The organism is Sphingomonas sp. TDK1 (assembly GCF_001650735.1).
Lineage (GTDB): Bacteria > Pseudomonadota > Alphaproteobacteria > Sphingomonadales > Sphingomonadaceae > Sphingomonas.
Window position 1 is genome coordinate 135,664 of the sequence record NZ_LXVY01000006.1, and the last position, 24,975, is coordinate 160,638.

The window sequence follows — 24,975 nt, forward strand, 5'->3', positions numbered from 1 at the left end:
TCGACGGCGCACGCTATCATGTCCTGGGTTTCATTCCGGTCGAGCATGTCGTTGTCTGCCAGGGAATGATCTCCGGTGTCGACGATCCTTGTGCGATCAGCGAGCCTTCCATCGTTCCAGCGCGCTGAGCACCTCCCCGGTAATCTGCCGCCTGGAGAATCCGGTGAGGTCGCGCGACTTGGCGGGGGGAAGCCTTTCGACGGCAAGTGACCAGCCGATGCTGCGGCGCGCTTCGGACGCCTCCAGCGCCGTATAGGCGGCCAGGGGCCGAGCGCGCGGCAACAAGCGGTAGGTGAATGGTCGTTCGCTCTGGCTGCCGACGATAAGCGCCACCTGCCCTTCTTCGATCTCGAGCAGCAGATCGGTCCAACCCTCAGCCTGCATCGCTGTGTAGACGGCGCGCAGCGCCGGCTCGCCGTTGCGATGGATCTGTTCGAGAATGTCGGACCTTCGCGCAGGGAGTACCAGCCGCTTCAATCGTTCGCTGATCGCAGGTGCCTCGTCGGGGATCGCCACGCCGGCCAAGTCGGCGTTGGTTTGTCTCACCAGTCCATAGGCGAGCAGCAGCATGATGAAGCAGAAGGGCAGGGCGGCCAGCAGGGTCGCCGCTTGCAGCGCGCCGAGCCCGCCCGCCACCAGCAGCAGCGTCGCCGTCGCGCCCAGCAGCACGCACCAGTACATCCGCTGCCAGCGCGGCGTGTCTTCCTTGCCGCCGGAGGCGAGCGTGTCGATCACCAACGCGCCGGAGTCGGCGGAGGTGACGAAGAACACGGCCACGAGCAGAATGGCCAGGGTGGAGGTGACGCTCGCGGCGGGCAGATACTCCAGGAACTTGAACAGCGCGGTGGAGAGATTGGCCTGCACCGCCTGCGCGATTCCGCCCGATGCCGCGCCCAGGTCGAGCGAGATCGCGGTGTTGCCGAACACCGTCATCCACAGGAAGGTGAATGCGGTGGGCACGAACAGCACGCCGATGACGAACTCGCGGATCGTCCGCCCGCGCGAGATGCGGGCGATGAACATGCCGACAAAGGGCGACCAGGCGATCCACCACGCCCAGTAGAACAGCGTCCAATCCGCCATCCAGGCGCGCGGCTCATAGGCGTAGAGCGTGAACGTGCGCATCACGAAGTGATCGAGATACAGGCCGAAATTCTGCACCAGCGCGCGGAGCAGGAACAGGGTCGGGCCAAGCACCAGTACGAACAGCATCAGCAGCACGGCCATGATCAGGTTCAGCTCAGACAGACGCCGGACGCCGCGGTCCGCGCCGCTCAGCACCGACAGCGTCGCCGCCCCCATCACCAGCACGATCACGACGATCTTGGCGGTCAGCGTGTCGGGGAGCGCGTAGATATAGGCCAGGCCCGCCGTCATCTGCGAGACGCCGAAGCCCAGCGACGTGGCGACGCCGAACACCGTGCCGCACACCGCGAAGATATCGATGGCGTCGCCGAGCGGTCCGTTGATGCGCTTGCCGAGGATCGGTGCCAGCCCCGAGCGCAGGGTGAGCGGCAGATCCTTGCGATAGGTGAAATAGGCGAGGCTCAGCCCGACCAGCGCGTAAATCGCCCAGGCATGGACGCCGTAATGGTGGAAGGTGATCGCCATCGACTCCCGCGCCGCGTCGATCGTGCCGCTCTTGGCCTCGGGGGGCGAGATATAGTGCTGGATCGGCTCCGCGACGGCAAAATACATCAGCCCGATGCCCATGCCGGCGGCAAACAGCATCGCCAGCCAGGAAAGATAGGGGAAGTCAGGTTCGGCATCGTCCGGCCCGAGCTTGAGCTTGCCCGCCGGCCCGAAGGCGAGCGTGAGGACGACGACCAGGAACACCGCGACGGCGGCGATGTAGAACCAGCCGAACGTGTCGATGGTCCAGGCCTGCGCCGCCTTGAAGACCAGGTCGGCGCTGCCGGGCATCGCGATGGTGACGCCGAGCAACGCCAGGATGAGCGCCGAGGCGCCCCAGAACACACGGGGGGTGATTGCACTTTTCAGCATATGTGCACGCTGAACGCTGGTCGGGCGAAAAGGTGGCGGCAACTGCCGTCGCGCGCCACCGGAGTGTTCAGTGCGGCGCCAGGCCCAGTTCGACACCGGTCTTGTCGTGGAGCGCGAAACGATCGACAATGTCCGCGCTCGCACGGTTATAGCCGATTACCTCGACGTCCCGGTCGTCGCGACGTAGCCGGGCGACGATCTTGTCGAGCGCGCCGACGCCGGAGATGTCCCAGAAATGGGCCGCCGTCACATCGATCACCACCCGCTCCGCGCGATCCTCCGCCTGGAAGGCGCGCGTGAAGCGGTTGACCGAGGCGAAGAAGATTTCGCCCGACACCCGGTAGACGGCGCCCGTGCCGTCTGCGGAAAGCTCCCGCTCCACCGAGAACATGCGCTGCACCTTGCCCGCGAAGAAGATCCCGGAAAGCAGGACGCCCGCAAGGACGCCCAGCGACAGATCGTGCGTCGCGACCACCACCGCGACCGTGGTCAGCATCACGATGGAGGAGGTCGGCGGGTGACGGCGAAGGTTCGCAATCGAGTTCCAGCTGAAGGTGCCGATCGAGACCATGATCATCACCGCCACCAGCGCCGGCATCGGCACCCGCCCGACATAGGGACCCAGCACGGCGAGGAGGAAGAGCAGGAAGGCGCCTGCGACGAAGGTGGAGAGGCGGCCTCGGCCACCGGAGGTGACGTTGATGACGGACTGGCCAATCATCGCGCAGCCGCCCATGCCGCCGAACAGGGCCGCAACGATGTTCGCGCCGCCTTGTCCGCCACATTCCCGGCGCTTGTTGCTGTCGGTGTCGGTCATGTCGTCCACGATCTGCGCGGTGAGCAGCGATTCGAGCAGCCCCACCGCTGCCATGGTGAGTGCATAGGGCAGGATGATCTGCAGCGTCTCCAGGGTGAGCGGGACGCGCGGCAGGGCGAAGCTCGGCAAACCCTGCGGCAGCTTGCCCATGTCGCCCACCGTGTGAACCGGCAGCGACCACGCGATGCTGACCGCACTCAGCACGAGGATGGCGACCAGCGGCGAGGGCACCGCCTTGGTGATGCGGGGAAAGCCGTAGAGGATCGCCAGGCCGGCGGCGACCATCGCGTAGGTCTGCCAGCCGACATTCGTCAGCTGCGGCAGCTGCGCCAGGAAGATCAGGATGGCGAGGGCGTTGACGAAGCCGGTGATGACCGAACGCGAGACGAACTGCATGACCAGATCGAGCCGCAGCATGCCGGCCGCGATCTGGATCAGGCCCATCAGGATCGTTGCCGCGAAGAGGTATTCGACGCCGTGTTCGCGCACGAGCGGCCCGACGAGGACGGCGACTGCCGCCGTCGCGGCCGAGATCATCCCGGGGCGCCCCCCGACCAGGGATATGGTCATCGCGATCGCGACGGAAGCGTAGAGCCCCACGCGCGGGTCGACCCCGGCGATGATCGAAAAGCCGATCGCCTCGGGGATCAGCGCCAGAGCGACGACGATGCCGGCCAGCAGGTCCTGGCGAGCGGCGATGCCGCCCGTGAACCACTGGCGGCGGTACGCAGTAAAATCGAAGGTCATTGAAAATCCACAACAGGGCACAGGGCGCCAAGCAGCGCCGACAGAATTGGTGCGTGTTGTTGTCCGGCGGATCGGCGGCCGGAATAGCCACCCGGAATTTCACCGGGTCCTTGCGAATGTGCGGCGCATAGATGCTTAGCGGGATCGACGCAACATCTCTGCGCCACGAAGACTTCTGCGAAGGTGGCGCGGGGCATTTGTAGGGCTCGGGCGAGCAGGTCTCGGCAGCCACATCAAGCGGTCGAAGAAGCCCGCGATCAAGCACGCGCTGCTAATCGGGCGCAGCCACGCGGATCGTGTCGATCACCGCGCGCAGCGCCGGCGCCATCTGCCGCTGCTGGGGGTAGCACAGATAATAGCCGGGGAAGGGGATCGACCATTCGGTCAGGAGCGGAACGAGTTCGCCCCGGGCGAAGGCTGCGACCACGGACTCCTCCTTGAGGAAGGCGATGCCGACGCCGGCCAGCGCCGCGTCGACCATCACCGCGCGGCTGCTGGTAATCAGCGGGCCTTCCACGGCGACCGAGAACCAGTGCCCCTTCTCGAAGAACTCCCACGCATAGGGGCCCGGCTGCCCCGGCCAGCGCCAGCGGATGCAGCGATGCTGCAGCAGGTCCTTCGGCGTTTGCGGAACCCCGTGCTCGGCAAGATAGGCAGGCGCAGCGACCGCCAGCTGCCGAATATCGCCGCCAAGCCGGAGTGCGACCATATCGCGCTCGATCAGTTCGCCGATGCGGATCCCGGCGTCATAGCCGCTGCCGACGAGATCGACGACCGTGTCGTCGATGGTGAGATCCAGCGTGATGTCGGGGAAGGCGCACGCCAGTTTCGGCAGGATCGGCACGACGAACCGGTCGGCGGCGGCATGGAAGCAGTGCAGGCGCACGGTACCGGTCGGCTGCCGCGCGGCGCTGCGGGCCTGTTCCAGCGCGCCGGCCAGGCTGTCGATCGCCGGCGCGACCTCGGCAAGCAGGGCGGCGCCAGCTTCGGTGAGCGAGACGCTGCGGGTGGTGCGATGGAGCAGCCGGATTCCCAGCCGCTCCTCCAGCCCGCGGATCAGCTGGCTTAGCGCTGAGGAGGATACTCCCAGCTGCTCGGCCGCCCTGCTGAAACTCCGCTGCTCGGCCACGGCCGCAAAGGCGCGCAGGGCACCGAACTCGCTGGGATGGATCATGCGGCGCATCTCAGCATTGTGAAGCTGGTCTTACAAGCCCGGGTAGCAGCCGGCTGATTATCCCGCTCGAATTAAAGGCTATCTCCGGGATCGAAGGAGAACAGCTATGAAGACTTGGTTCATCACCGGCATTTCCCGCGGGCTTGGCAAGGCCCTTGCGCAGGCCGCGCTGGCGCGGGGCGACACCGTTGTTGGCACGGTGCGCGAGGGGGCACCGGACCTCGATGCGGGCAGCGGGACGCTGCATGTCATCCCCGTCGACCTGACCGACGCGGCGGCGATCGCGCCCGCCGTGGGCGCGGCCTTCGACAAGGCTGGCCAAATCGATGTTCTGGTCAACAACGCCGGCTACGGCCTGCTGGGCGCGTTGGAGGAAGCGACCGACGCGGAATTCCAGCGGCTGTTCGCGGTCAACGTCTTCGCACCCTTCGCGGTGATCCGGGCGGCGCTCCCGGCGTTGCGGCGGCAGGGCAGCGGTCACATCCTCAACATCACCTCGATTGCGGGGCGTGCCCCGGCGGGGTCCTCCGGCCTCTATTCCGCGACCAAGTCGGCGCTCGAAGGGCTGACGCAGAGCCTGGCGCAGGAAATCGCGCCCTTCGGTCTTAAGGCCACGGCGATCGCGCCCGGTGCCTTCCGTACCGACTTTCTCAGCGACCATTCGATCCGGCGCAGCCAGGGCGGCGGCGCGCACTATGCGGATAGCGTCGGCACGGGGATCGCAAGGCTCGACGCGATGGCCGGGCGGCAGCTCGGCGATCCGGACAAGGCGGCCGCGGCGATCCTCGAACTGGTCGACGCGCCCAACCCGCCGCTGCACCTGCTGCTCGGGAGCGACGCGTTGCGGCGCGCTCGCGAGAAACTCGACACGGTGATCGACGAGATCGATCGCTGGGAAACGGTGACGCGCTCGACCGATTATCAGCAAGGCGCCTGATCGATCGAAGCTGGGCGGCCTTCACTCTGGATCAGAGGGAGGGCCGTCTCCCCGACGAGGTCCGTTTGCGAATATGCGAGAGGGCGCGCTACAGCAGCACCACCAAGGTCGGCGGGACGGTGTACCCGCGACCCGGCAAGCATGGCGAGTAGCGTAACGACATGAGCGACCAGAAAAACGGAGTACTGGTGCAAGCCCGGCGGATCCCGTTCCCCTCGTCGATAAGCGAGGCGGCGCGCGACCGTCTCGGGCGGCAGGTAAACGAGGACGGCGTTCCGCTGAATGCGCGCTACACCATGCCCTCGCCGGATGACCATGCCGGCTGGATGCAGCTCAAGGCCGCCGCGGACGGGCACTATGCAGCGGCGGTAAAGGTGCTGGCCGGTACCTTGCGCGCCACCGTCGAGACCGTTCGAACCGGTACGGCCACGATCCATGTCGCGACGCCCGAGACCCTGGGTGTGCCAGATCGTGCCTATGTGGATTTCCATGGCGGAGCATTTGTGTTGGGCGGCGGCGAGGCCTGTCGGATGCAAGCGCAGATGCAGGCGGATCAGCACCAGGCGATCTGCTACGGCGTCGACTATCGGATGCCGCCCGAGCATCCCTATCCTGCAGGGCTCGATGACGCGATGGCGGCGTACCGCTATGTGCTGGAGCGGCACGCGTCGTCGCGCATCGTCGTCGGAGGAAGATCGGCGGGCGGCAATCTGGCCGCCGCGATGCTCCTTCGGGCGAAGCGGGAAAGGCTACCCATGCCTGCCGGGCTGATCCTGCTTTCCCCGCAGGTGGATCTGACCGAGTCCGGCGACAGCTTCCAGATCAACCAGATGGTCGACGTAGTGTTGCCCACGTCGCTGATGCGGAACAATGAACTCTATGCCGGTGCGGCCGATCTGTCGCACCCTTATCTCTCGCCCCTGTTCGGAGACTTGACGGACTTTCCGCCGACCTTCGTCCAATCCGGCACCCGCGACCTGTTCCTGTCCAATGCGGTACGAATGCACCGGGCGCTGCGTCAGGTAAACGTGGCCGCCGAACTGCACGTGTTCGAGGCGATGCCGCACGGAGGGTTCCAGGGGAACACGCCGGAGGACAATGAACTGGCGGCTGAGCTATCCCGGTTCGTAGAGGCTCGGTGGGGATGAGGCAGTTTCACTGCTACGGCAATCTTCAGGCGACGTAACGCTGTTGACTAAGGGGCTCCCGACCGTCTGAGAACGCATTTGCGATCAGTGGGGCCTGCGGATCACGTGAAGCAGACACTAGCTCGAGCCAATTGATCTGCCGCCGCTTCATCGGTCTGGATGCACGGTGGTCCGATAGGTGGCGGGTTGTCAATCCAGCGCTCGATGGCGGATGCGCGCCACCCCGTGCACCGAGTGCTGATCTGGATGCTCTGGGGGAAGGTGCCTGCTTCCATTTTCCGGTAGAGGGTAGAGCGGGTGAGGCCTGTCAGGGCCAGCACCGCCTTGAGCCGAAGAATGCGATCAGTAGCGGTGGATTGCATCGCGATCACCTTGCGTCGTCAAAAGGGTTGATGATTGTGCTGCTCGCCGCTTTGCACCTCGGTTCGCTTACAGGGGAGAGCTGAGATGGGGCAGCAAATGCCCTGATCGGTGCAGGTCGCCCTTCGCTGCCCGAAGCACTGCGATAACTGCCCGAGCGTTTACCGACGTCGCCTTGGCCTGCTCTCAGGCAACCTCAATGTGAGGTGGCAATCATCGAATGCCAAACTAGACCGGGCCAACGGCCGCTAGCGCGCCTGGACAAACGTCCATGTAACATATTGTCCAAGTGACACCTTGTCTTCATGCCGCTAGGTCATCGGGGTGCAAGCCGTCCGGCACCTTCTCGCGCAACGCAATCTGGCCATGTTGCTCTGCACTGCGGCGCTGCTGCTGAAGCTGCTGGTGCCCAGCGGCTACATGGTGGATACGGACCATGGCCGCCCGTTCATTGGTTTCTGCTCGGGTACCGGCGCGCCCATGGCCGTGCCCGCGGTTCGCGAAAGCATGCCCGACCCGGCCGCGCCGAAGCACCATGGCAAGGCGGAACTGCCGTGCGCGTTCGCCGGGCTCTCGGCCGCTGCTACCGGCGCGATCGATCCGCTGCAGCTCGCAGCGCTGATCGCCTTCGTGATGGCGGTCGGAGTCGCTCGAGCCCGATTGCCCGTCCCCGAACAGCCGACCTTTCTGCGGCCACCCCTGCGGGGACCCCCGATCCGGCGTTGATCCACCGCTGCGTGTCGCCCGTCGCGCTACGCTCGTGATCCGTCGCCGGCGCCTTGGCGCGTCCGGCCGATCAAAGGTTTTCCCATGCAACGACCCCTCCTGCTGGCAGGCGGCGCGCTGCCGTGCCTGCTTGCCCATGTTCCGGCCTTCGGCCAATCCGTGCCTGCGTCTCCTGGCGACATCGTCGTAACCGCCACCCGTTCGGCGCGTGCGCTCGCCGAGGTTCCGGCGAGCGTCTCGGTCGTCACCGGCGACCAGATCGAGCGCACCCCGGCGCGCTCGATCAATGAAGTGCTGCGCCGCATCCCCTCGGTGGATCTGCCGATCGCCGGCACCAACGAGCAGCACCCGACCAATACGATCGTCTCGATGCGCGGATTGAGCGGCATTCGCGCGCTGGTGCTGCTGGACGGAGCGCCGATCAACGATCCGTTCTTCGGCTATGTCCAGTGGAGCGAAGTTCCGCTCGAGACGGTCGACCGGATCGAGGTGGTCCGCGGTGGCGGCGCGCCGCTTTGGGGTAATTACGCGATGGGCGGGGTCATCAACATCCTGACCAAGCCGATCGACCGGACCAGCCTCGTGGCGGAGGCGGCCGGCGGCAGCCGGGGCAGCTATCGCGGCGACGGCCATGCCGCGCTGGCGGGGAAGGGCTTCGGCCTTGGGCTCGATGCCGGCATCAGCCATAGCGACGGCTATGTCGAGCAGGTCGAGAGCGCGCGGGGCGCGGCGACGGTCCCGACGTCGTTCACCGCCCGCACCGCCGCGCTGTCCGGCAATGTCGACCTGGCACCCGAGCTCACCGCACGCGGCCGGGTCAGCTATTACGACAATGACCAGACCTTCCTCACGCGGGCCAACACCAACGAGCAGCGGACGTGGCGCTACACCGGCGCGTTGCGCTGGGCCCCGCGCGCGGGCGCGGCGCTGGACCTTACCGTCTTCCACAATGACGAGCATTTCGTCACCAACAACCCGGGCGCGCCGACCGGCGCCAATCCCAACGACGTCGAGTTCGTCCAGAACAGCCATCGCACGCGCGCGACCGACTGGGGGGCGTCGCTGCTGTGGACGCAAAGCTTCTCGGGCGTCGTTCGCTCGGTATCGGCAGGTACCGATTATCACGGCATTCGGGGCAGCGACCATGCTCGGATATTCGACGAGACGGGCGCGCTGGTGCGGATCGACACCGGCTCAGGCAACCAGCGGTTCCTGGGCGGCTTTGTGCAGGTGGAGGTGCGTCCCGTCGATCGGCTGCAGATGCTGCTGAGCGTCCGCTACCAGGATTTCTACAGTTTTCACGGCGTGGACGACACGCCCGGCGGGCTGGGCAGGGTGGCCAGCCGTCACGACAGCGACGTCGATCCGCGTCTCTCCCTTCGATACGCGCTGCCCGCCGGCTTTGCGCTCCGCGGTGCCGTCTACCGTGCCTTCCGCGCGCCGACGCTCGACAATCTGTATCGCGGTGCCTCGGTGCCGGGCTACATCCTCTACGCCAATGCCGCGCTCAAGCCCGAAACGCTGGAGGGCGCGGAGGCCGGGTTCGACATGGATCGCGGTGCGCTGCGCGTGCAGGTGACCGCCTATGCCAGCCGCATCTCGGACTTCCTGACCTATCGCTACCTCGATCCTGCCATGCTGCCGCCGGGATTCGATATCGGCGCGCGGCTGATCAACGCAGGCCGCGCCCGCAGTCGCGGCGTGGAGGCGGAACTAACCTGGCGGCCGAGTGCCAGTCTCGCCGGCACCATCGCCTATACCTATGCGGATTCGATCGTCACCCGGAACCCCGAGGATCCGGCCAGCGTCGGCGTGCAGCAGCCCGGCGTCCCCAGGCACCGGGCGAGCGCGAGCCTGGACTGGACCGGCCCGCGCGGCATCCGGGTCAGCCCGCGCGTCCGCTACCTGGCGCGAACCAATGGCGACCCCGACGCGATCTACCGGACCGACGCGCATTTCATCGCCGACCTCGGGGCGAGCATGGCGGTGCGGCGCGATCTCGAGGTTTTCGGGCAAATCGAGAACCTGTTCGATCACCGCTATATCGGCACCAACGACGGCTTCACCGCAGCGCTCTACGGCAAACCGTTCACGGCGATGGCCGGCGTTCGCGTCAAGCTCGGAACGCCGTGATGCGAGCGTCCGCAGGCGCATGGCCGCGCCACCCTCATTTCCCAGCCACGATGGCCGCCCTGCGGCGTGCCCGTCATGGCCTTTCGAAAGTATCGTTCATGCAAAACGCCTTCCTCGCGAAGTCCGCTATATCCGTATCCGCCTTCATGACCGCCGCAAGCGCCTGGGCGCAGTCCACCACGCCTGCGCAGCCGCCCGAGCGCGGGCAGGAGGGCTGGACCGGCGACATCCTCGTGATCGGTGTTCGGGGTGGCTATGGGGTGCCCGCGACCGATGCGGGCACGCGGACCGACACGCCGCTCATCCAGGTTCCCCAGTCGATCCAGGTGCTGACCCGCACCCTGATCGAGGAACAGGACCGGCGCACGCTCGGCGAGGCGCTGGTCAACGTCTCGGGCGTCACGCCGACGCGATCCGATGAAGTGCTGTTCATCCCGCCGATCATCCGCGGCTTCCCGGCAGAGGTGTATCTCGATGGGCTGCCGGTTTTTGCGGGCAACCAGCAGGCCTATGATCCGAACGGCCTGGTCGGCGTCGCCCGGATCGATGTGCTCAAGGGCCCGAGCGCCACGCTGTACGGGGGCGGCCTCGGCACGCCGCTCGGCGGCATCATCAACCTCGAAAGCGAGCGCCCAGGGGACAGGCTGGGCGGCACGCTTGCGCTGCGGGCGGGCAGCTTCTCGACGTGGAATCCCTATGGCGAGCTGAACGTGCCGCTCGCGGATGGCCTGGCAACGCGTATCGCGGGCGAGTACCAGCGCAACGACAGCTGGATCGACAAGGTCGATGGGCGTCGCTGGTCGATCCAGCCCAGTCTTTCTTACCAGATCGACGCAGCAACCGATCTGCTGGTCCAAGGGCAGTTCAGCCACTGCAGCACCTTGGAATATTCGGGCCTGCCGGCCGATGCAGCGCTCGCAGGCACGATCCGGCGCAACGCCTTTCCGGGGACGGAGTCGAACTAGCTGAAATACAGAATTTAAATCAAAGATTTATGCAATATACCGTCAGCCTGGATACCGTGCGATATACCGTCACTTGCAAATGTGGGGTGGGTTCGATTCCAAAATAGCCGATGATTCCAGCTCTGTGTCAGTCGAACGCACAACGAGACATTGCCATTCGGCGCCCAGAATGCAAATTTTAGAAAGAAGCGGAGGGTGTTCGACTTCCGCGGTGCTGGCGGTTGCGAAGTCAATGAAACCCCCGTGCTTGGACCCGGCGAGGCGCCCGAATAAGACGCGCGCACGTCCAGGATTCGCCCGCTGGCGATGGCGAATAACGGGACTTTGCTGATGGGGTGGACGCCCCCCGACGGCATCGATGTGCCAAAGTGGAGGTGTTGAAGCACCACTGAGGTAGGCGTCCGTGTCGCAAGCTATCACAATCGGGCTGGATATCGCCAAGACCGTTTTCCATGCGCACGGCGCTGACGAGCGTGGCGTCATGGTGTTCAGCCGCAAGCTCAGCCGGGCGGAGCTGCTCGACTTCTTCGCGAAGCAGCCGGCGTGCCTGGTCGCGATGGAGGCGTGCAGCGGTGCGCATCACTGGGCGCGTGAGTTGCGGGCGATGGGGCATGAGGTTCGGCTCATCCCGCCGGCCTACGTCAAGCCGTTCGTGAGCGGCATAAGAACGATGTGGTCGATGCCGAGGCGATCTGCGAGGCTGTGCAGCGGCCGGGCATGCGCTTCGTGGCGGTCAAGAGCGAGGAGCAGCAGGCGGCCGGCATGGTGTTCCGCACCCGCGATCTCGTCGTTCGGCAGCGAACGCAGTTGGTCAACGCATTGCGTGGCCACAACGGCAGGATGAAGTGGCCGATCAGCACGAACCGCAGGATGCCGAGCAGCAGCTGGCTGACCGGCCCCGCGCGCGCCAGTGCGAACCAAAGCAGTGGCGTGAGGACCAGCGTGCCCAGCAGAGCGACGAGCATCGCTGCGTAACCACATCCCCCTTCGACACAGGAGCCGAAGACGGTCGGGTCGATCGCCTCTGCGACGGCCGTGCCCGCCCGCACGATGACGAAGCCGAGCAGCAGGGACGCTAGGATTCTCATGTCCTCGATGGCTGACGACGATGTCAAAACCGGTCAAGTTCGGTCCATTGTTGCCCGGACGGGCCCGTAATGGCAGGATCGGGGGTAATGATCCGCTCCATGCCCCTCCTGGTGCTCATCATCTTGGCGCTGGCCGTGCCGCCCGCCGACAGCCTGTTTGTCGGCTGCAATTATGTGATCGCGTCGGAAGCGGACTTCCTCGACGCTGCACGCGGCGCATCCGGTATGGTGGCGGACGCCGGCCGCGACATCGCCGGCCTGACTGCCGTGATCGTGCCGCCGCAATAGGCTCACGTGCAGGATAATCGCATGACCGATGGCCATTTTGACCTCGCTAACCATTATGCCGACCGCGTCTTGGCTCTAGTCGGCCATTGTCCCGTCGGCCAATCGCTGAAGGCGCGTGATAACAACCGGATCGCGGAGTGCACGCGCACGCGCAATGGAGCGGAGCTGAGCCTGAAGATAGCATTACGCTGCGACGTGCTGGGCCATGCGCTGCTCCATGCCCGCTTTCGGCTGCGCCTGCCGCCGAAGGGCGAGGCGAGCATCACGCTCCACCATCAGGCGGGGCGGCGCGAAACCGAGGATCTGACCGCCCGGCAGGAGAAGTATCTTTCCGCGCTGATGCTCTGGGCCGAGCAGGTGCTGCCCGCGGCAGAGCCGGTGGCGAAGGCCGCACGGATACCAGCGTGGCAGAAGCAGTTCGCCGAGCTCCACCATCTCCTGTCAGGCCTATCGGTCGCGGCCGCGCGCAGGCGGCTGCGCGACGGGTTCTTCGTGGATCAGGGAGACTCGCCGGAAACGGCGCGGATGGGGGCGTTTCTCGAAGTCCTGCGCGACGAAGGTTGGGTCGCTCTGGTCGACTGGAACGAAGACACGGTCGACGACATGATCCTCGATCTCGCCGCATGTCGCATGCGCCCGTCGGGGCCGATCGATCGCGCTGCGGTCGCAGCCGCCGGTTATGACGTCGTCAAGATGGGTGACGGCAGCGACGGTTTGATATTCGCGATCGTCGCTCGCGACGACGTGTCGGCGGTCGAGCACCTAGTCGCGAATCTCGCCCCAGACATCACCATCATACGCTGACCGACCGCCGCGGGAGGGATTTCCAGTCGTCAGCCGTACGGTTGCTCGGCGGATGCGCGAGATGGGCGGAGCAGCCCAAGGTTCTGGCAATGCGCTGCATCGTTGGAATGGCTGCGAAGGGCTGGCGGGGGTGATCCGGGGTAAGCCGGTGCGCACCACCGTCAGCGACAAAGCGGCGCCGTGACCGCTTCGATCACGTCAATCGGAGATTCTACGCGCCGGCACCGAACATGCTGTGGGTGTCGAGCTTCATTTTCGTTTAACGGCGGCCTCTTGCCGTGCTGGACTTATCCCCTTGTCATTGGGGAATGGACTACGGCCGCTGGCGACTGCCACGGAATTACGCAGCGTGATGATGTCACCACGTTCACCCATCCTTGTGGCGACCGGATCGGCCGTTCGGAAGACCGGGTGGATGGAGCGTTAGGAGTGCCTCAGGGACGTTGATATCGGCCGCTACGCTGGGCCGCGATACCCACCCCATGCGATTCGCCGCGCCTTTCGGGGATCGTTTTCGTCTCGGTCGCGGGCATCGAAGACATGCGTAACCCGGTTTGCCGCATCGTATCGCCGCCATGCGGGAGAATTGCCCTGTGCAAAATCCAGGAAGGCCCGCTGGAAGCGTTGGCTCACCATTCTGGAGCGCCGCCAGCGGAAGAGATCGAGGCGACCCAGTTCCCCCTCGCCGGTGGTGCCGAACACCATCGGAAGATCGAGGCCGTGCGTGGCTTCCCCGAACAACAAGCGCGTCAGGGGCGTGGCGTAATCGAATCGATAGACCCAGCAATCGGCAAACCGCGCATGTCCCTCCGCGATCAGGATGGCTGGCAGCCAGAAATTGAGGTCTCCGGCGATATCGATAGCGGTACGCGGCGACGGATACCCGGGATAGGCCGCCGCGATGCGGGTGCGCAGCGCAGGCGCTTCGCATGCAAACATTGCCTCCAGCCGGTTCACCCGGCTGCAGAGCACGGGCAGGGCCTTGTCCAGCATGGCGCCTTCGCGCGACATGGTACCGATCACCAAAGGGACAGGATGGGCGGTGCCGTCCCGAAAGGCGTCGATAGGATGCTGCGGTAGGAATTCACCGTCGATCACCGGGGAACTCGGCAGAAAACCAGGGTACCGGTCTGGCGCGACGTCGTAGAAGAAGCGCGCGGCCACCGCGTTCAAGTCTTCCGCCGGCAGGTGCCGGAGTGCACGCGCCGCCGCGTCCTTGTCCTCCGGATCGATGCCCAGCATCGTCAGAAGCTTGCGGGCGAACTGCTGGTGTCGCTCCGGCCCATAGACGCTGATGCCGGCAGCGCTCATCGCGAATGCGCGGTGGAACAGGCCCCGTGCTGCGGGAACACACATCAGCGTAACCACCGACATCGCCCCCGCAGACTGCCCTACGATCGTGACGTTGCCGGGATCGCCGCCAAAGGCGTGGATATTCTCCCGCACCCAGGTGAGCGCAGTCACTTGGTCGCGCAGTCCGGGATTGCTGTCGATCGGGTAAGCGTCGGTCGACCAGCCACTGAAATCTGAAAAGCCGAAAATGCCGACACGGTAGTTGAAGCTGACGAAGACGACATCCCCGTGGTCGACGAGATGCTGGCCGCGATAGAGCGGCGCGCGGCTCCCACCCAACGAGAAGCCGCCGCCATAAATCCAGACCACGACCGGCCGCGGACTTTTACGGGCGTCGAGCGGCGCCGAGACGTTGATGCTCAGGCAGTCCTCGTCCATCGGTGTCGCTGCTCCCGCGCCGCCGATCGCTTCGAAACCGCGCTTCTGCATGGGGAGCGGTCCGAATACCCGCGCATCGCGGATACCCTGCCAAGGCGCTGGTGGGCGCGGCCCCCGGAACCGCAGATCGCCGATCGGTGGCGCGGCAAAGGGGATACCGCGCCAGGTGCGGACGCCGTCTTCAACGACGCCGCGTACCACGCCGGATCGGGTCTCGACGAGAAGATCGGAGGAATTCGTCGGGTCAATCGACATCTCGGGCACCTTGAATCGGTCGATCTGCGCATTCGGGGCGGGCGAGGCTGTGCAGGGCAGCCTCGCCGCTTCGGTCAGGCCGGCAACCGAAGGATCGGTTTGATCGTCTTCCCGCTCTCGCTGTCGGCGACCGCCTGATTGATGTCTGCAAAGTCGTAGAATTTGACCAGCCGGTCGAACGGGAACCGCCCCTGGGCGTGGAGCGCGATGAGTTCCGGGATGAAGACCTGCGGCACCGCGTCCCCCTCCACGATGCCCATGATCCGCTTGCCCGGCACCATCACCATATTCACGTCGAAGTTGGCTTCGGTGCCGAGCTTTGGGGCACCGACGATCCCGCAGGTCCCCAGGATGGCGAGAGCATCGATTGCCTGGCGCAGAACATCCGGCCGGCCGCTGCTCTCGAGCGTGAAATCGGCGCCGCCGCCGGTGATATCCTGGATCGCAGCCACCGGGTCTGTTTCCCGGCTGTTGACGATGTGGGTAGCGCCGAGTTCTCTCGCCAGTTCCAGCCGGCTCGGCGTCACGTCGACCGCGATGATCTGCGTCGCCCCGGCGACACGCGCGGCCATGATCGCGCTGAGGCCCACCGCGCCCGAGCCGAAAGCGGCAAAACTGGCACCGGCCGGCACCTTCATCGCGCGGAGCACGGCTCCCGCGCCGGTCTGGATGCCGCAGCCCAGCGGACCTAGCAGTTCCAGCGGCGCGTCCTTCGCGACTTTGACGACGTTGCGTTCCTGCGCGATCGCAAAGCTGCCGAACGACGACTGACCGAAGAAATGATCATGCAGCACATGCCCATGGGCATCGCAGGTGGCCGTTGAGCCGTCCTTCCGCCCGCCGCCGAAGTTCAACCCGAAGAACTCGGCGCAATGCGCGGGGTGCCCGGAGAGGCACGGATGGCAGACACCGCACGAAGCGAAGCTGAGGACGACATGGTCCCCCGGTGCGACCGCGGTCACGCCGGCACCAATCGCTTCGACCACGCCCGATCCCTCATGACCGAGCACTGCGGGGAGCGGCACCGGATAATATTGGTCGCGCACGATGATATCGGTGTGGCAGACGCCCACCGCGACGATCCGGACCAGCACTTCGCCTGGGCGAGGCGCGGCGATCTTCGCGGTCTCGATCGCGAAGGGAGCGCCCTGCGCGCGGGTTACGGCGGCGGTGATTTCACGCAATTCGGTCATCGTCATCTCCTGGAAGTTTTGTCCCGTTTTCGGGGCGATCAGAACGGATAGGCGGGGGCGGCGCCCTTCACGGTCAGCCACTGCCAATGCGTGAATTCCTCCCAATTGGCCGGGCCGCCGATCGACGAACCGTTGCCGGAGGCGCCGACGCCGCCAAAGGGGTTGACCACCTCGTCGTTCACGGTCTGATCGTTGATGTGGACCAGCCCGGCGCGGAGCCGCTCGCCGATCGCCATGGCGCGACCGACGTCGTTCGAGATCACCGCTGCGGACAGGCCATAGTCGGTGTCGTTGGCCATCGCGATCGCCTGTTCGTCGGTATCGAAGGGAACCAGCACGGCGACCGGCCCGAAAATCTCCTCGTCGAACGCCGCCATGCCGGGCAGCACGCCCTCCAGCACGGTAGGCGCCATGCAAAGCCCGTCGACCGTGCCGCCCGCCGCCACCCGCGCTCCCGACGCGACGCTGCGCTCGAGGATCTCGCGGGCATGGTCGAGCTGCGACCGGTTGATGAGGGGACCGACCGCGACCGCGTCGGACATCGGGTCGCCCGCCGGGAGTGCCCGCGCCTTCTCGACCAGCCTGGCCGCGAAGGCATCGAAGATCGCGCGATGGACGAGGATCCGCCCGGTCGTCATGCAGATCTGCCCCTGGTGCAGCCAGGCCCCCCATGCGGCGTTGCGCGCGGCCAGATCGAGGTCGGCATCGTCGAGGACGATGAGGGCGTTCTTTCCGCCGAGTTCCAGCGAAACCTTCTTGAGATGCCGGCTCGCTACCTCACCCACCTTGCGCCCGGCGCCGGTCGATCCGGTGAACTGGATCATCGCAACATTGGGATCCTCGCACAGCGCTGCCCCCGCTGGTCCGCCACCTGGGAGTACCGCGAGCAGGCCGGCCGGCAGCCCGGCCAGCTCGAACAGGCGCGCGATCACATAGCCTCCGCACACCGCCGTGCGCGGGTCGGGCTTGAGCACCACCGCATTGCCGACGGCGAGGGCCGGCGCCACCGCCCGCATCGCAAGGTAGAGCGGGAAATTGAACGGTGCGATCACGCCGACCACGCCAAGCGGACGACGCCGGGCGAGGCTCAGACGCCCCGCTTCGCTGGGCAGGACGAGCCCCTGCGCCTGATGGGGCATCGCACCGGCCAGTTCGATCGCCTTGACCGTGATCGACAGCTCGAATTCGGCCTTGGCGCGCACGGAGCCGCTTTCGCGCATGATCCAGGTAACGATCGCGTCCCAGTGTGCGCGGGCGAGCGCGGCGGCCTTCGGGAAGATGCTCGCGCGCGCATCCGGGGCGGCGGCGGCCCAACCCGCCTGCGCGGCGCGTGCCGTCGCCGTCGTGCGAGCGACGATGGCCGCATCCGCCGAGCCGGCGCGTGCCAGCACTGCGCCGGTCGCAGGTTCGATCACATCGTAGATTTCGTCCGCCTTCACCCAGCCACCGTCGAACAGGCGGCCGTCAAGATGTCCATCGTCGAACAGGGACGTCATATCACTCTCCACTGGTATCTTTGAGATGATCGAGCAGCGCGGCCGTGAAGGCTTCGGGCCGCTCGAGATTGGACAGATGTGCCGCATCGAGCATCACGCAGGTCGCGCGCGGGATGCCTTCGAGCAGCGCAGTCGTTTGCACCGGAGGCGTCGCCGGATCGCGCGTGCCGCCGATCACCAGCGTGGGCGTGCGGATCAGCCCCAGCAGCGGGCGCATGTCCATGTCGCGGATTGCCGCGCAGCAGCCGGCATACCCCTCCGGATCGGTGGCGTGCAGCGTCGCCAGGATGGCCGCGATATTGGCCGGATCGGCGCGGAAGTCCGGGGTGAACCAGCGTTCGACCACGGCGTCCGCGATCGCCGCCATGCCTTGGCTGCGCACGGCCGCGATCCGTGCATCCCACGCCGTGGCCGGGCCCATGCACGGCGCGCTGTTGGCGATGACGAGTCGGCTGAGCCTGCCCGCCGCCTGAACCCCCAGCCACTGCGCCGTCATGCCGCCGAGCGAGAGGCCGCAAAAGGCGAACCGGTCGAGCCCCAGGGCGTCGGCGAGTTCGAGCACGTCGCGACCCAGCCGGTCGAGCCCATAGCCACCCTTCGGTGCGTCCGACGCACCATGTCCGCGCGTATCGTAGCGGATCACATGGAAACGCTGCACCAGCGCCTCCATCTGCGGCGCCCACATCGTGCGATCGGTGCCGAGCGAGTTGGACAGGATCAGCGCCGGCTTGGCCGGATTGCCATCGCTGGTCCACGCGAGGCGACAGCCGTCGCCCAGCCCGAGGTGCTGCGCGCTCACAACCGCTCGACCGCCAGCGCCAGGCCTTGGCCGACGCCAACGCACAGCGTCGCCAGCCCCAACTTGCCGCCCGAGGCTTCGAGCTGGTGCACCAGCGTCATGGCAAGGCGCGCGCCCGACATGCCGAGCGGATGCCCCAGCGCGATGGCGCCCCCGTTCGGATTGACGCGAGGGTCGTCGTCCGCCAGCCCCAATCCGCGCAGCACCGCAAGCCCTTGCGCGGCGAAGGCTTCGTTCAACTCGATCGCGTCGATCGCCGCCAGGGACAGTCCGAGCCTGGCCAGGAGCTTCTGCGTCGCGGGCACGGGGCCGATGCCCATGATCCGCGGCGGGACGCCTGCGCTCGCCATGCCCAGGATGCGCGCACGCGGCGTAAGGCCATGGTCCCGTACCGCCATCTCGCTGGCGATGATCATCGCCGCCGCACCGTCGTTCACGCCCGAAGCATTGCCTGCCGTCACCGTTCCGTCGGCACGGACCACGGGGCGGAGCCTAGACAGCGTGTCGATCGTGGTGTCCGCGCGGGGATGCTCGTCGGTGTCGACCCGGGTCTCGCGGCCCTTGCGGTCGGTGACCGTCACTGCCACGATTTCGTCCGCGAAGAAGCCGGCGGCCTGTGCCGCTGCGGCCCGCTGCTGGCTGCGCAGCGCGAACAGATCCTGATCCGCCCGCGAGACGGCGAAGTCGGTGGCGACATTCTCGCCGGTCTCGGGCATCGAATCGACGCCATATCGCGCCTGCATCCGCCGGTTGACGAACCGCCAGCCGATGGTCGTGTCGTGGATCTCCGCCTGTCGCGAGAAGCCGCTTTCAGCCTTGGCCAGGACGAACGGCGCGCGGCTCATGCTCTCCACGCCGCCCGCGATCAGCAGGTCGGCCTCACCCGCCCGGATCGCACGCGCGGCGGTGCCGATCGCGTCCAGGCCGGAGGCGCACAGGCGATTGATCGTTGCGCCGCCCACCGTTTCGGGCAGCCCGGCAAGCAGCGCCGCCATGCGCGCGACGTTCCTATTGTCTTCCCCGGACTGGTTTGCACAGCCCAGGATCACGTCGTCGAACGCTGCGGGATCGATGGCGGCGTGCTCGATCAGCGCGGTGATCGGCATCGCGGCGAGATCGTCGGCCCGGATGGACGATAGCGCACCCGCATAACGTCCGATCGGCGTCCGGCGCGCATCGCATAGGAACGCCGCCCTCACAGCGCGGGCTCCGGCGTGAGCCCGACCCATAGCGGTGCCGCGGTCTTCGCGGAAATCTCCTCGACCGTGATGCCCGGCGCCACCTCGGTCAGGGTCAGTCTACCCTGTCGCCGATCCACCTCCAGGACGCCCAGGTCGGTGATGATCAGGTCGACGCAGGCGCGGCCGGTCAACGGCAGGGTGCAGCGTTCGAGGATCTTCGGCGTGCCGTCTTTCGCGACATGGTCCATCACCACCACAACGCGGCGAACACCGGCGACCAGGTCCATCGCGCCGCCCATGCCCTTCACCATCTTGCCCGGGATCGTCCAGTTGGCGAGATCGCCGTTGGCCGCTACTTCCATCGCGCCGAGCACTGCCATGTCGATATGGCCGCCGCGGATCATCGCGAAACTGTCCGCCGAGGAAAAGAAGCTGGAGGTCGGCAGTGCTGTTACGGTCTGCTTGCCGGCATTGATCAGGTCAGGATCCTGTTCGCCGGCATAGGGGAAGGGGCCGATGCCCAGCATCCCGTTCTCGCTCTGCAGCGTCACGGTGATCCCGGCAGGCACATGATTGGCCACCAGCGTCGGGATGCCGATACCGAGATTGACGTAGTAGCCGTCCTTCAGTTCGCGCGCGGCCCGCGCCGCCATCGCATCGCGGGTCCAGCCGTTCGTGTCGCCGGGCATCAGGCATCCTCCCTTTCGCGCGTGGTCAGCTTCTCGATCCGCTTCTCGTTGATCGTCGCGCGGACGATGCGATCGACGTAAATTCCGGGCGTGTGGATGCAATCGGGATCAAAGCTGCCCTCGGGCACGATCTCCTCCACCTCGGCGACGGTCACGCGGCCAGCCGTCGCCATGTTCGGATTGAAGTTGCGCGCGGTTTTTCGGAACATCAGATTGCCTGCCGGATCGGCGCGCCACGCCTTGACGATCGAAAGGTCGGCCCGGAGCCAGGTCTCCCGCACATACTCCTCGCCCTCGAACGTCTCGACGGGCTTGCCTTCGGCGACGACGGTGCCGACGCCCGTGCGCGTATAGAAGGCAGGAATGCCCGCGCCGCCGGCGCGGATGCGTTCGGCCAGCGTGCCCTGCGGGGTCAGCTCCAGCTCCAGGTCGCCGGAGAGATATTGCTGCTCGAACAGCTTGTTCTCGCCCACATAGGACGAGATCATCTTGCGGATCTGCCGGCTTTCCAGCAGCATCCACAGCCCGAACCCGTCGGCGCCGGCATTGTTGGAGATGACCGTCAGCTGCCGGACCCCCGATGCACGGATGACGGGAATCAGGCTCTCGGGATTGCCCGAAAGGCCGAAGCCGCCGGACATGATCGTCATGCCGTCGAACAGCAGCCCCTCCAACGCGGCGGCCGGGCTGTCATAGATTTTGCTGGTCATAATTCGATCCGTTAGCCGAGATCGCCGCCCGCGACGGGCAGCACCGTTCCGGTGATGTACGAAGCCTCGTCCGAGGCGAGGAACAGGATTGGCGCGACCTGCTCCGCGATGGTGCCGTAGCGCTTGAGCAGCGCCGACTGCGTAACCTGCTCGACAACCTGTTCCATCCAGGCCTGTTCCAGCGCGGTATCCCCTTCGGGATTGCGCGGTACCCGGCGCGGCGGCGCCTCGGTCCCGCCCGGGGCGGTGGCGACGACGCGGATGTTGCGCGCGGCATATTCCATCGCGAGGCTTTGGGTCAGCGCGTTCACCCCGCCCTTGGCCGCCGAATAGGGCCCGCGGTGAATGCCGCGCGTCGCGTTGGACGAAATGTTGACGATCGTACCTCGGCCGCGCGCCAGCAGATGCGGCAGCGCTGCGTGGCAGCACCACAAGGTGGGCATTAGCGAACGGCGGATCTCCGCCTCGATCTGTTCGGGCTCGAACGCATCGAAGGGCCGCATCCGGATCGCCCCGCCGACGCCGTTGATGAGAATGTCGAGCTGGCCGAAACGGGCGACCGCCTCCGCGATCGCCGCCGATGCGCCGTGATGGGTCTCGAGATCGGCGACGAAGCCGGCCGCGTCGCCCGGGGCGCCGGCTGCGACCTCGTCGATGAAGGGCGCGCGGTCGACGAACAGCACGCGCCCCCCTTCCGCTGCCGCTCGCTCGGCGACGGAGCGGCCGATGCCCTGCGCGGCGCCGGTCACCACAAGCACCTTGCCGACGAAGCGTCCCGGTTCGCTCATGCCGGTACCGCTTCGCTGGGGGCGAATTTCTCGTAGCGGAAATGGGCAGGGGTCACGCCCCGGTCGCGGAGCGCTGCGCGGACCACCTCCACCATCGCCGGGGGACCACAGAGATAGACGTCGCACGCCGCGATATCGAAGGGCACGTCATCGAGATGGTCCGTGACATAGCCGCTGCGCGGATAGGTGGCACCGGGGCCGCTCACGCAGGCGGTCCAGCGGAAACTCTGCAGCCGCGTCGCCAGCCTGTCGAGCCGATCGGTTTCGACGAGATCCTGGTCCTGGGTAACCCCATAGACCAGGTGGACGGGCCAGTCGCAGCCGCGATCCACCAGCACCTCCAGCATCGACAGGATCGGCGCCAGGCCCGTGCCGCCGGCGAGCATCAGTACTGGACGCTCGGCCTTGCGCAGGAAGAAGCTGCCAAGCGGACCCGTCATCGACACCCGATCGCCGGCACGCGCCTGTTCGACGAGCCAGCGGCTCATCCGGCCACCGGGCACGTTGCGGATCAGGAACTGCGCCTCGGTGGCGCCTGGCTTCGAACTGAACGAATAGGACCGCGTCTCCGCGGTGCCGGGGATCTGGAGATTGACATACTGGCCCGGCAGGAAGTCGAGCGTCGCCGGGGTATCGAGTGCGACCGTGAGCAGGATCGTGCTGTCGGATACGCGTTCAACTGCGCCGACCGTCCCGGCATGTGTCGCGGGCGTCAGCTTGCATGCCCCCGACGGCACCGGCACCGCGACGATGCAGTCGGATTCCGGCACCATCTGGCAGGTCAGCACGATCCCTTGATCGGCTTCTTCGGCGCTCAGCGCTTCCTCGATATACTCGTCGCCGAGATCGTAGCGCCCCTGCTCGCAGTGGCATTTGCAGGTACCGCAAACCCCGTCCGAACAGTCCATCGGCAAGTTCACTTTCTGCCGATAGGCGGCGTCCAGCACGGTCTCGCCCGGGTTGCAGTCGATGATGCGGGTGGCGCCATCCTCGAAGGTGAGCGCGATGCGATAGGTCATTCCAGCCTCTCCGGGCCAGCGTCGCGGATCACAGGTGATAAATGTCCACGACCTGGTGAATATAATCGTTTTTCAGCACCACCTTCTTGGCGGTGATGACCGGTACCTCGCCCGTCACGTCCAGCGTGTAGAAAGAGGTTCCGAAGAACTGGCTCGTCGTCGCGTAGCGATGACTGAGCGTGTGCCAGTTGAAGCGAAGATCGATCGCGCCGTCCCGCTGGTCCAGCAATTCGACATTGGCGATCATATGGCAGGTCCGCGGTTCCGGCGTGCTCGCGCCCGATCGTTCGGTCTTGATGCGGAAGACGCGGTCCTCCAGCCCCTGGCGATTGGGGTAGTAGATCAGCGAAATGTGCTGCTGCGGGTCCTCGACCAGTTGGTCGTCGTCGTCCCAGGCAGGCATCCAGAAGGTCGCGTCCGGGGCATAGCAGTCGAGCCATGCGTCCCAGTCGCGATCGTCCAGCAGCCGGGCCTCCCGGTGGAGGAAGGCGAGCACGTCTTCGCGGGCGATCGGGCGGGCGAGCAGCGCGCTCATGCCACGGCCCTCAGGCTGGCGGCAGGCGACACCGCTGCGCCATCGCCGCCGCCGCCGCCTTCGGCTTCGATCGCGGCGAGGAGCGTCTTCGCCCAATATTCGTGTTGCCGCACGAACAGGCCCTCGTCCTCGCTGCGTTCGCCGCTGAGGATCGGTTCCAGACCCATGGCCCGGGCATTGTCATCCGGACCGTCGATCCAGCGTGTTGCACCGCGGCTCAGGTCGTTCCACAAGTCCCCAGCGCCGGTATAGGCGGTCTGGCAGGCGCGGAACTCCTCCAGATCATCCGGCGTGCCCATGCCGCTGACGTTGAAGAAATCCTCATACTGGCGCAGCCGCAGGGCGCGCTCGGCGGCACTTTCGCCCTTGGGCGCGAAGCAGTAGATCGTCACTTCGGTGCGATCGACGCTGATGGGCCGCACCACCCGGATCTGGGTGGAGAATTGATCCATCAGGTAGACATTCGGATAAAGGCACAGATTCCGCGTTTGCTCGACGACGAACGCGGCACGGGCTTCGCCCAGCCGCGCGGCGAGCGATTCGCGATGGGCATGGATCGGCCGCACTTCCGGATTGAGCAGCCGCGTCCAGAGCAGGATATGGCCATTCTCGAAGCCATAGACTCCGCCCACGCTCTTCGACCATCCGTTGGCGTCCACCGTGCGGGTGCCTGCAGCGTCGTAGTCGCGATGCGCCATGGTGGCCGCATAGTTCCAGTGGACCGTGCTGACGTGATATCCGTCAGCGCCGTTCTCGATCTGGAGCTTCCAGTTGCCGTCATAGACATAGGTCGAGTTGCCGCGGAGCACTTCGATCCCGTCCGGTGCCTGGTCGACGATCTGATCGATGATGGTCCGCGTAGCGCCGAGATATTCGGCGAGCGGCTGCACCTCGGTGCGCAGGCTGCCGAACAGAAAGCCGCGATAACTTTCGAAGCGCGCGACCCGTGTCAGGTCGTGCAGCCCGCCGGTATCGAAGGCATCGGGATAGCCGCCGCTCTTGCCGTCCTTCACCTTGAGCAACCGGCCGGTATTGCTGAAGGTCCAGCCGTGGAAGGGGCAGGTGAAGCTGCCCTTGTTGCCGTGCTTGCGACGACACAGCGTCGCGCCGCGATGGGCACAGGCATTGACGAACGCGTGTAGTTCCCCGCCCTTGTCGCGGGTTACGATGATCGGCGTACGCCCGATCCAGGTCGTGAAATAGTCGTTCGGTTCGGGGATCTGGCTTTCATGGGCCAGATATACCCAGTTGCCCTCGAAGATGTGCTTCATCTCCAGATCGAAGAGGGCCGGGTCCGTGAAGACGTCGCGGCGACAGCGAAACAGCCCGGCCTCGGGGTCGTCGATGACGGCGCCCGCAATGCGTTCGGCAAGGGTGGAAGTCACGAT

General features: G+C 66.2%; 22 protein-coding genes, 2 pseudogenes and 1 other annotated feature. Of the genes and pseudogenes, 9 read left to right on the forward strand and 15 right to left on the reverse strand.

The window, feature by feature from the left end; genetic code table 11:
- Nucleotides 1-96: 96 nt before the first annotated feature.
- The 3 genes from A7X12_RS07430 to A7X12_RS07440 all read right to left on the reverse strand — a co-directional run bounded on the left by A7X12_RS07430 (nt 97) and on the right by A7X12_RS07440 (nt 4,742).
- The gene (locus tag A7X12_RS07430; RefSeq protein WP_064311021.1) at nt 97-2,004 is read right to left on the reverse strand and encodes a BCCT family transporter; all 1,908 of its coding nucleotides are present in this window, start codon (nt 2,002-2,004) and stop codon (nt 97-99) included.
- 67 nt (nt 2,005-2,071) lie between these two features.
- Nucleotides 2,072-3,568, reverse strand: a complete 1,497-nt coding sequence (locus tag A7X12_RS07435; RefSeq protein ID WP_064311022.1) for a SulP family inorganic anion transporter — start codon at nt 3,566-3,568, stop codon at nt 2,072-2,074.
- Nucleotides 3,569-3,625: 57 nt separating this feature from the next.
- Nucleotides 3,626-3,681 (reverse strand) — a sequence feature (sul1 is cis-regulatory element that is thought to sense ions involved in sulfur or methionine metabolism; They are found in Alphaproteobacteria).
- Nucleotides 3,682-3,839: 158 nt separating this feature from the next.
- Complete coding sequence (locus A7X12_RS07440; protein ID WP_198161951.1) at nt 3,840-4,742, reverse strand: LysR family transcriptional regulator; 903 nt, start codon at nt 4,740-4,742, stop codon at nt 3,840-3,842.
- A gap of 106 nt (nt 4,743-4,848) precedes the next feature.
- On the opposite strand from A7X12_RS07440, the gene A7X12_RS07445 reads away from it, so the two are divergent.
- Both A7X12_RS07445 and A7X12_RS07450 read left to right on the forward strand, forming a co-directional pair.
- Nucleotides 4,849-5,679, forward strand: a complete 831-nt coding sequence (locus A7X12_RS07445) for an oxidoreductase (RefSeq protein ID WP_064311024.1) — start codon at nt 4,849-4,851, stop codon at nt 5,677-5,679.
- 161 nt (nt 5,680-5,840) lie between these two features.
- Entirely contained in the window at nt 5,841-6,827 is a 987-nt protein-coding gene (locus A7X12_RS07450) for an alpha/beta hydrolase (protein ID WP_064311025.1), read from the forward strand.
- A gap of 101 nt (nt 6,828-6,928) precedes the next feature.
- Here A7X12_RS07450 and A7X12_RS07455 read toward each other — a convergent pair whose 3' ends face one another.
- A complete protein-coding gene (locus A7X12_RS07455) occupies nt 6,929-7,189 on the reverse strand; it encodes a helix-turn-helix transcriptional regulator (RefSeq protein ID WP_084445202.1) in 261 nt (86 codons plus the stop codon).
- A gap of 364 nt (nt 7,190-7,553) precedes the next feature.
- Here A7X12_RS07455 and A7X12_RS07460 point away from each other — a divergent pair, with 364 nt between their 5' ends.
- From A7X12_RS07460 to A7X12_RS26750, 7 genes and pseudogenes are all read left to right on the forward strand, one after another.
- Complete coding sequence (locus A7X12_RS07460) at nt 7,554-7,913, forward strand: DUF2946 family protein (protein ID WP_064311027.1); 360 nt, start codon at nt 7,554-7,556, stop codon at nt 7,911-7,913.
- 84 nt (nt 7,914-7,997) lie between these two features.
- A complete protein-coding gene (locus A7X12_RS07465; RefSeq protein ID WP_064311028.1) occupies nt 7,998-10,046 on the forward strand; it encodes a TonB-dependent receptor plug domain-containing protein in 2,049 nt (682 codons plus the stop codon).
- Nucleotides 10,047-10,144: 98 nt separating this feature from the next.
- Nucleotides 10,145-11,011 (forward strand): TonB-dependent siderophore receptor, encoded by an 867-nt coding sequence (locus A7X12_RS07470; RefSeq protein WP_064311029.1) that lies wholly within the window; start codon nt 10,145-10,147, stop codon nt 11,009-11,011.
- Between the two features lie 403 nt (nt 11,012-11,414).
- Nucleotides 11,415-11,842: pseudogene (locus A7X12_RS24990) on the forward strand (IS110 family transposase); the annotation flags it as partial.
- Between the two features lie 344 nt (nt 11,843-12,186).
- Nucleotides 12,187-12,387 carry a hypothetical protein gene (locus A7X12_RS07480; RefSeq protein ID WP_064311031.1) on the forward strand — a complete coding sequence of 67 codons (201 nt, stop codon included), beginning with the start codon at nt 12,187-12,189 and terminating at the stop codon, nt 12,385-12,387.
- A gap of 21 nt (nt 12,388-12,408) precedes the next feature.
- Nucleotides 12,409-13,191 carry a hypothetical protein gene (locus A7X12_RS07485; RefSeq protein WP_064311032.1) on the forward strand — a complete coding sequence of 261 codons (783 nt, stop codon included), beginning with the start codon at nt 12,409-12,411 and terminating at the stop codon, nt 13,189-13,191.
- A gap of 10 nt (nt 13,192-13,201) precedes the next feature.
- A pseudogene (locus A7X12_RS26750) lies at nt 13,202-13,451 on the forward strand (hypothetical protein); the annotation flags it as partial.
- A gap of 196 nt (nt 13,452-13,647) precedes the next feature.
- Here A7X12_RS26750 and A7X12_RS07490 read toward each other — a convergent pair.
- The 11 genes from A7X12_RS07490 to A7X12_RS07540 all read right to left on the reverse strand — a co-directional run bounded on the left by A7X12_RS07490 (nt 13,648) and on the right by A7X12_RS07540 (nt 24,972).
- Nucleotides 13,648-15,177 carry a carboxylesterase/lipase family protein gene (locus tag A7X12_RS07490; RefSeq protein WP_064311033.1) on the reverse strand — a complete coding sequence of 510 codons (1,530 nt, stop codon included), beginning with the start codon at nt 15,175-15,177 and terminating at the stop codon, nt 13,648-13,650.
- 74 nt (nt 15,178-15,251) lie between these two features.
- Nucleotides 15,252-16,370, reverse strand: a complete 1,119-nt coding sequence (locus A7X12_RS07495; protein ID WP_198161955.1) for an NAD(P)-dependent alcohol dehydrogenase — start codon at nt 16,368-16,370, stop codon at nt 15,252-15,254.
- A gap of 38 nt (nt 16,371-16,408) precedes the next feature.
- Entirely contained in the window at nt 16,409-17,866 is a 1,458-nt protein-coding gene (locus A7X12_RS07500) for a benzaldehyde dehydrogenase (RefSeq protein WP_084445190.1), read from the reverse strand.
- Nucleotide 17,867: 1 nt separating this feature from the next.
- Nucleotides 17,868-18,665 carry a 3-oxoadipate enol-lactonase gene (pcaD, locus tag A7X12_RS07505; RefSeq protein WP_064311036.1) on the reverse strand — a complete coding sequence of 266 codons (798 nt, stop codon included), beginning with the start codon at nt 18,663-18,665 and terminating at the stop codon, nt 17,868-17,870.
- Nucleotides 18,662-19,864, reverse strand: coding sequence for a 3-oxoadipyl-CoA thiolase (gene pcaF, locus A7X12_RS07510; protein ID WP_157105527.1), 1,203 nt, complete (start codon nt 19,862-19,864; stop codon nt 18,662-18,664). Before pcaF ends, pcaD begins: the two co-directional genes overlap by 4 nt.
- Nucleotides 19,861-20,535, reverse strand: coding sequence for a 3-oxoacid CoA-transferase subunit B (locus A7X12_RS07515; RefSeq protein WP_064311038.1), 675 nt, complete (start codon nt 20,533-20,535; stop codon nt 19,861-19,863). The genes pcaF and A7X12_RS07515 overlap by 4 nt, the downstream gene beginning before the upstream one ends.
- Nucleotides 20,535-21,245 (reverse strand): CoA transferase subunit A, encoded by a 711-nt coding sequence (locus A7X12_RS07520; RefSeq protein ID WP_064311039.1) that lies wholly within the window; start codon nt 21,243-21,245, stop codon nt 20,535-20,537. Before A7X12_RS07520 ends, A7X12_RS07515 begins: the two co-directional genes overlap by 1 nt.
- 11 nt (nt 21,246-21,256) lie before the next feature.
- Nucleotides 21,257-22,033, reverse strand: a complete 777-nt coding sequence (gene benD, locus A7X12_RS07525; protein ID WP_064311040.1) for a benzoate diol dehydrogenase BenD — start codon at nt 22,031-22,033, stop codon at nt 21,257-21,259.
- Nucleotides 22,030-23,052, reverse strand: a complete 1,023-nt coding sequence (gene benC, locus A7X12_RS07530; RefSeq protein WP_064311041.1) for a benzoate 1,2-dioxygenase electron transfer component BenC — start codon at nt 23,050-23,052, stop codon at nt 22,030-22,032. Before benC ends, benD begins: the two co-directional genes overlap by 4 nt.
- 28 nt (nt 23,053-23,080) lie before the next feature.
- Nucleotides 23,081-23,587, reverse strand: coding sequence for a benzoate 1,2-dioxygenase small subunit (benB, locus tag A7X12_RS07535; RefSeq protein ID WP_064311042.1), 507 nt, complete (start codon nt 23,585-23,587; stop codon nt 23,081-23,083).
- Nucleotides 23,584-24,972 (reverse strand): Rieske 2Fe-2S domain-containing protein, encoded by a 1,389-nt coding sequence (locus A7X12_RS07540; RefSeq protein WP_269747807.1) that lies wholly within the window; start codon nt 24,970-24,972, stop codon nt 23,584-23,586. Before A7X12_RS07540 ends, benB begins: the two co-directional genes overlap by 4 nt.
- Nucleotides 24,973-24,975: the final 3 nt, after the last annotated feature.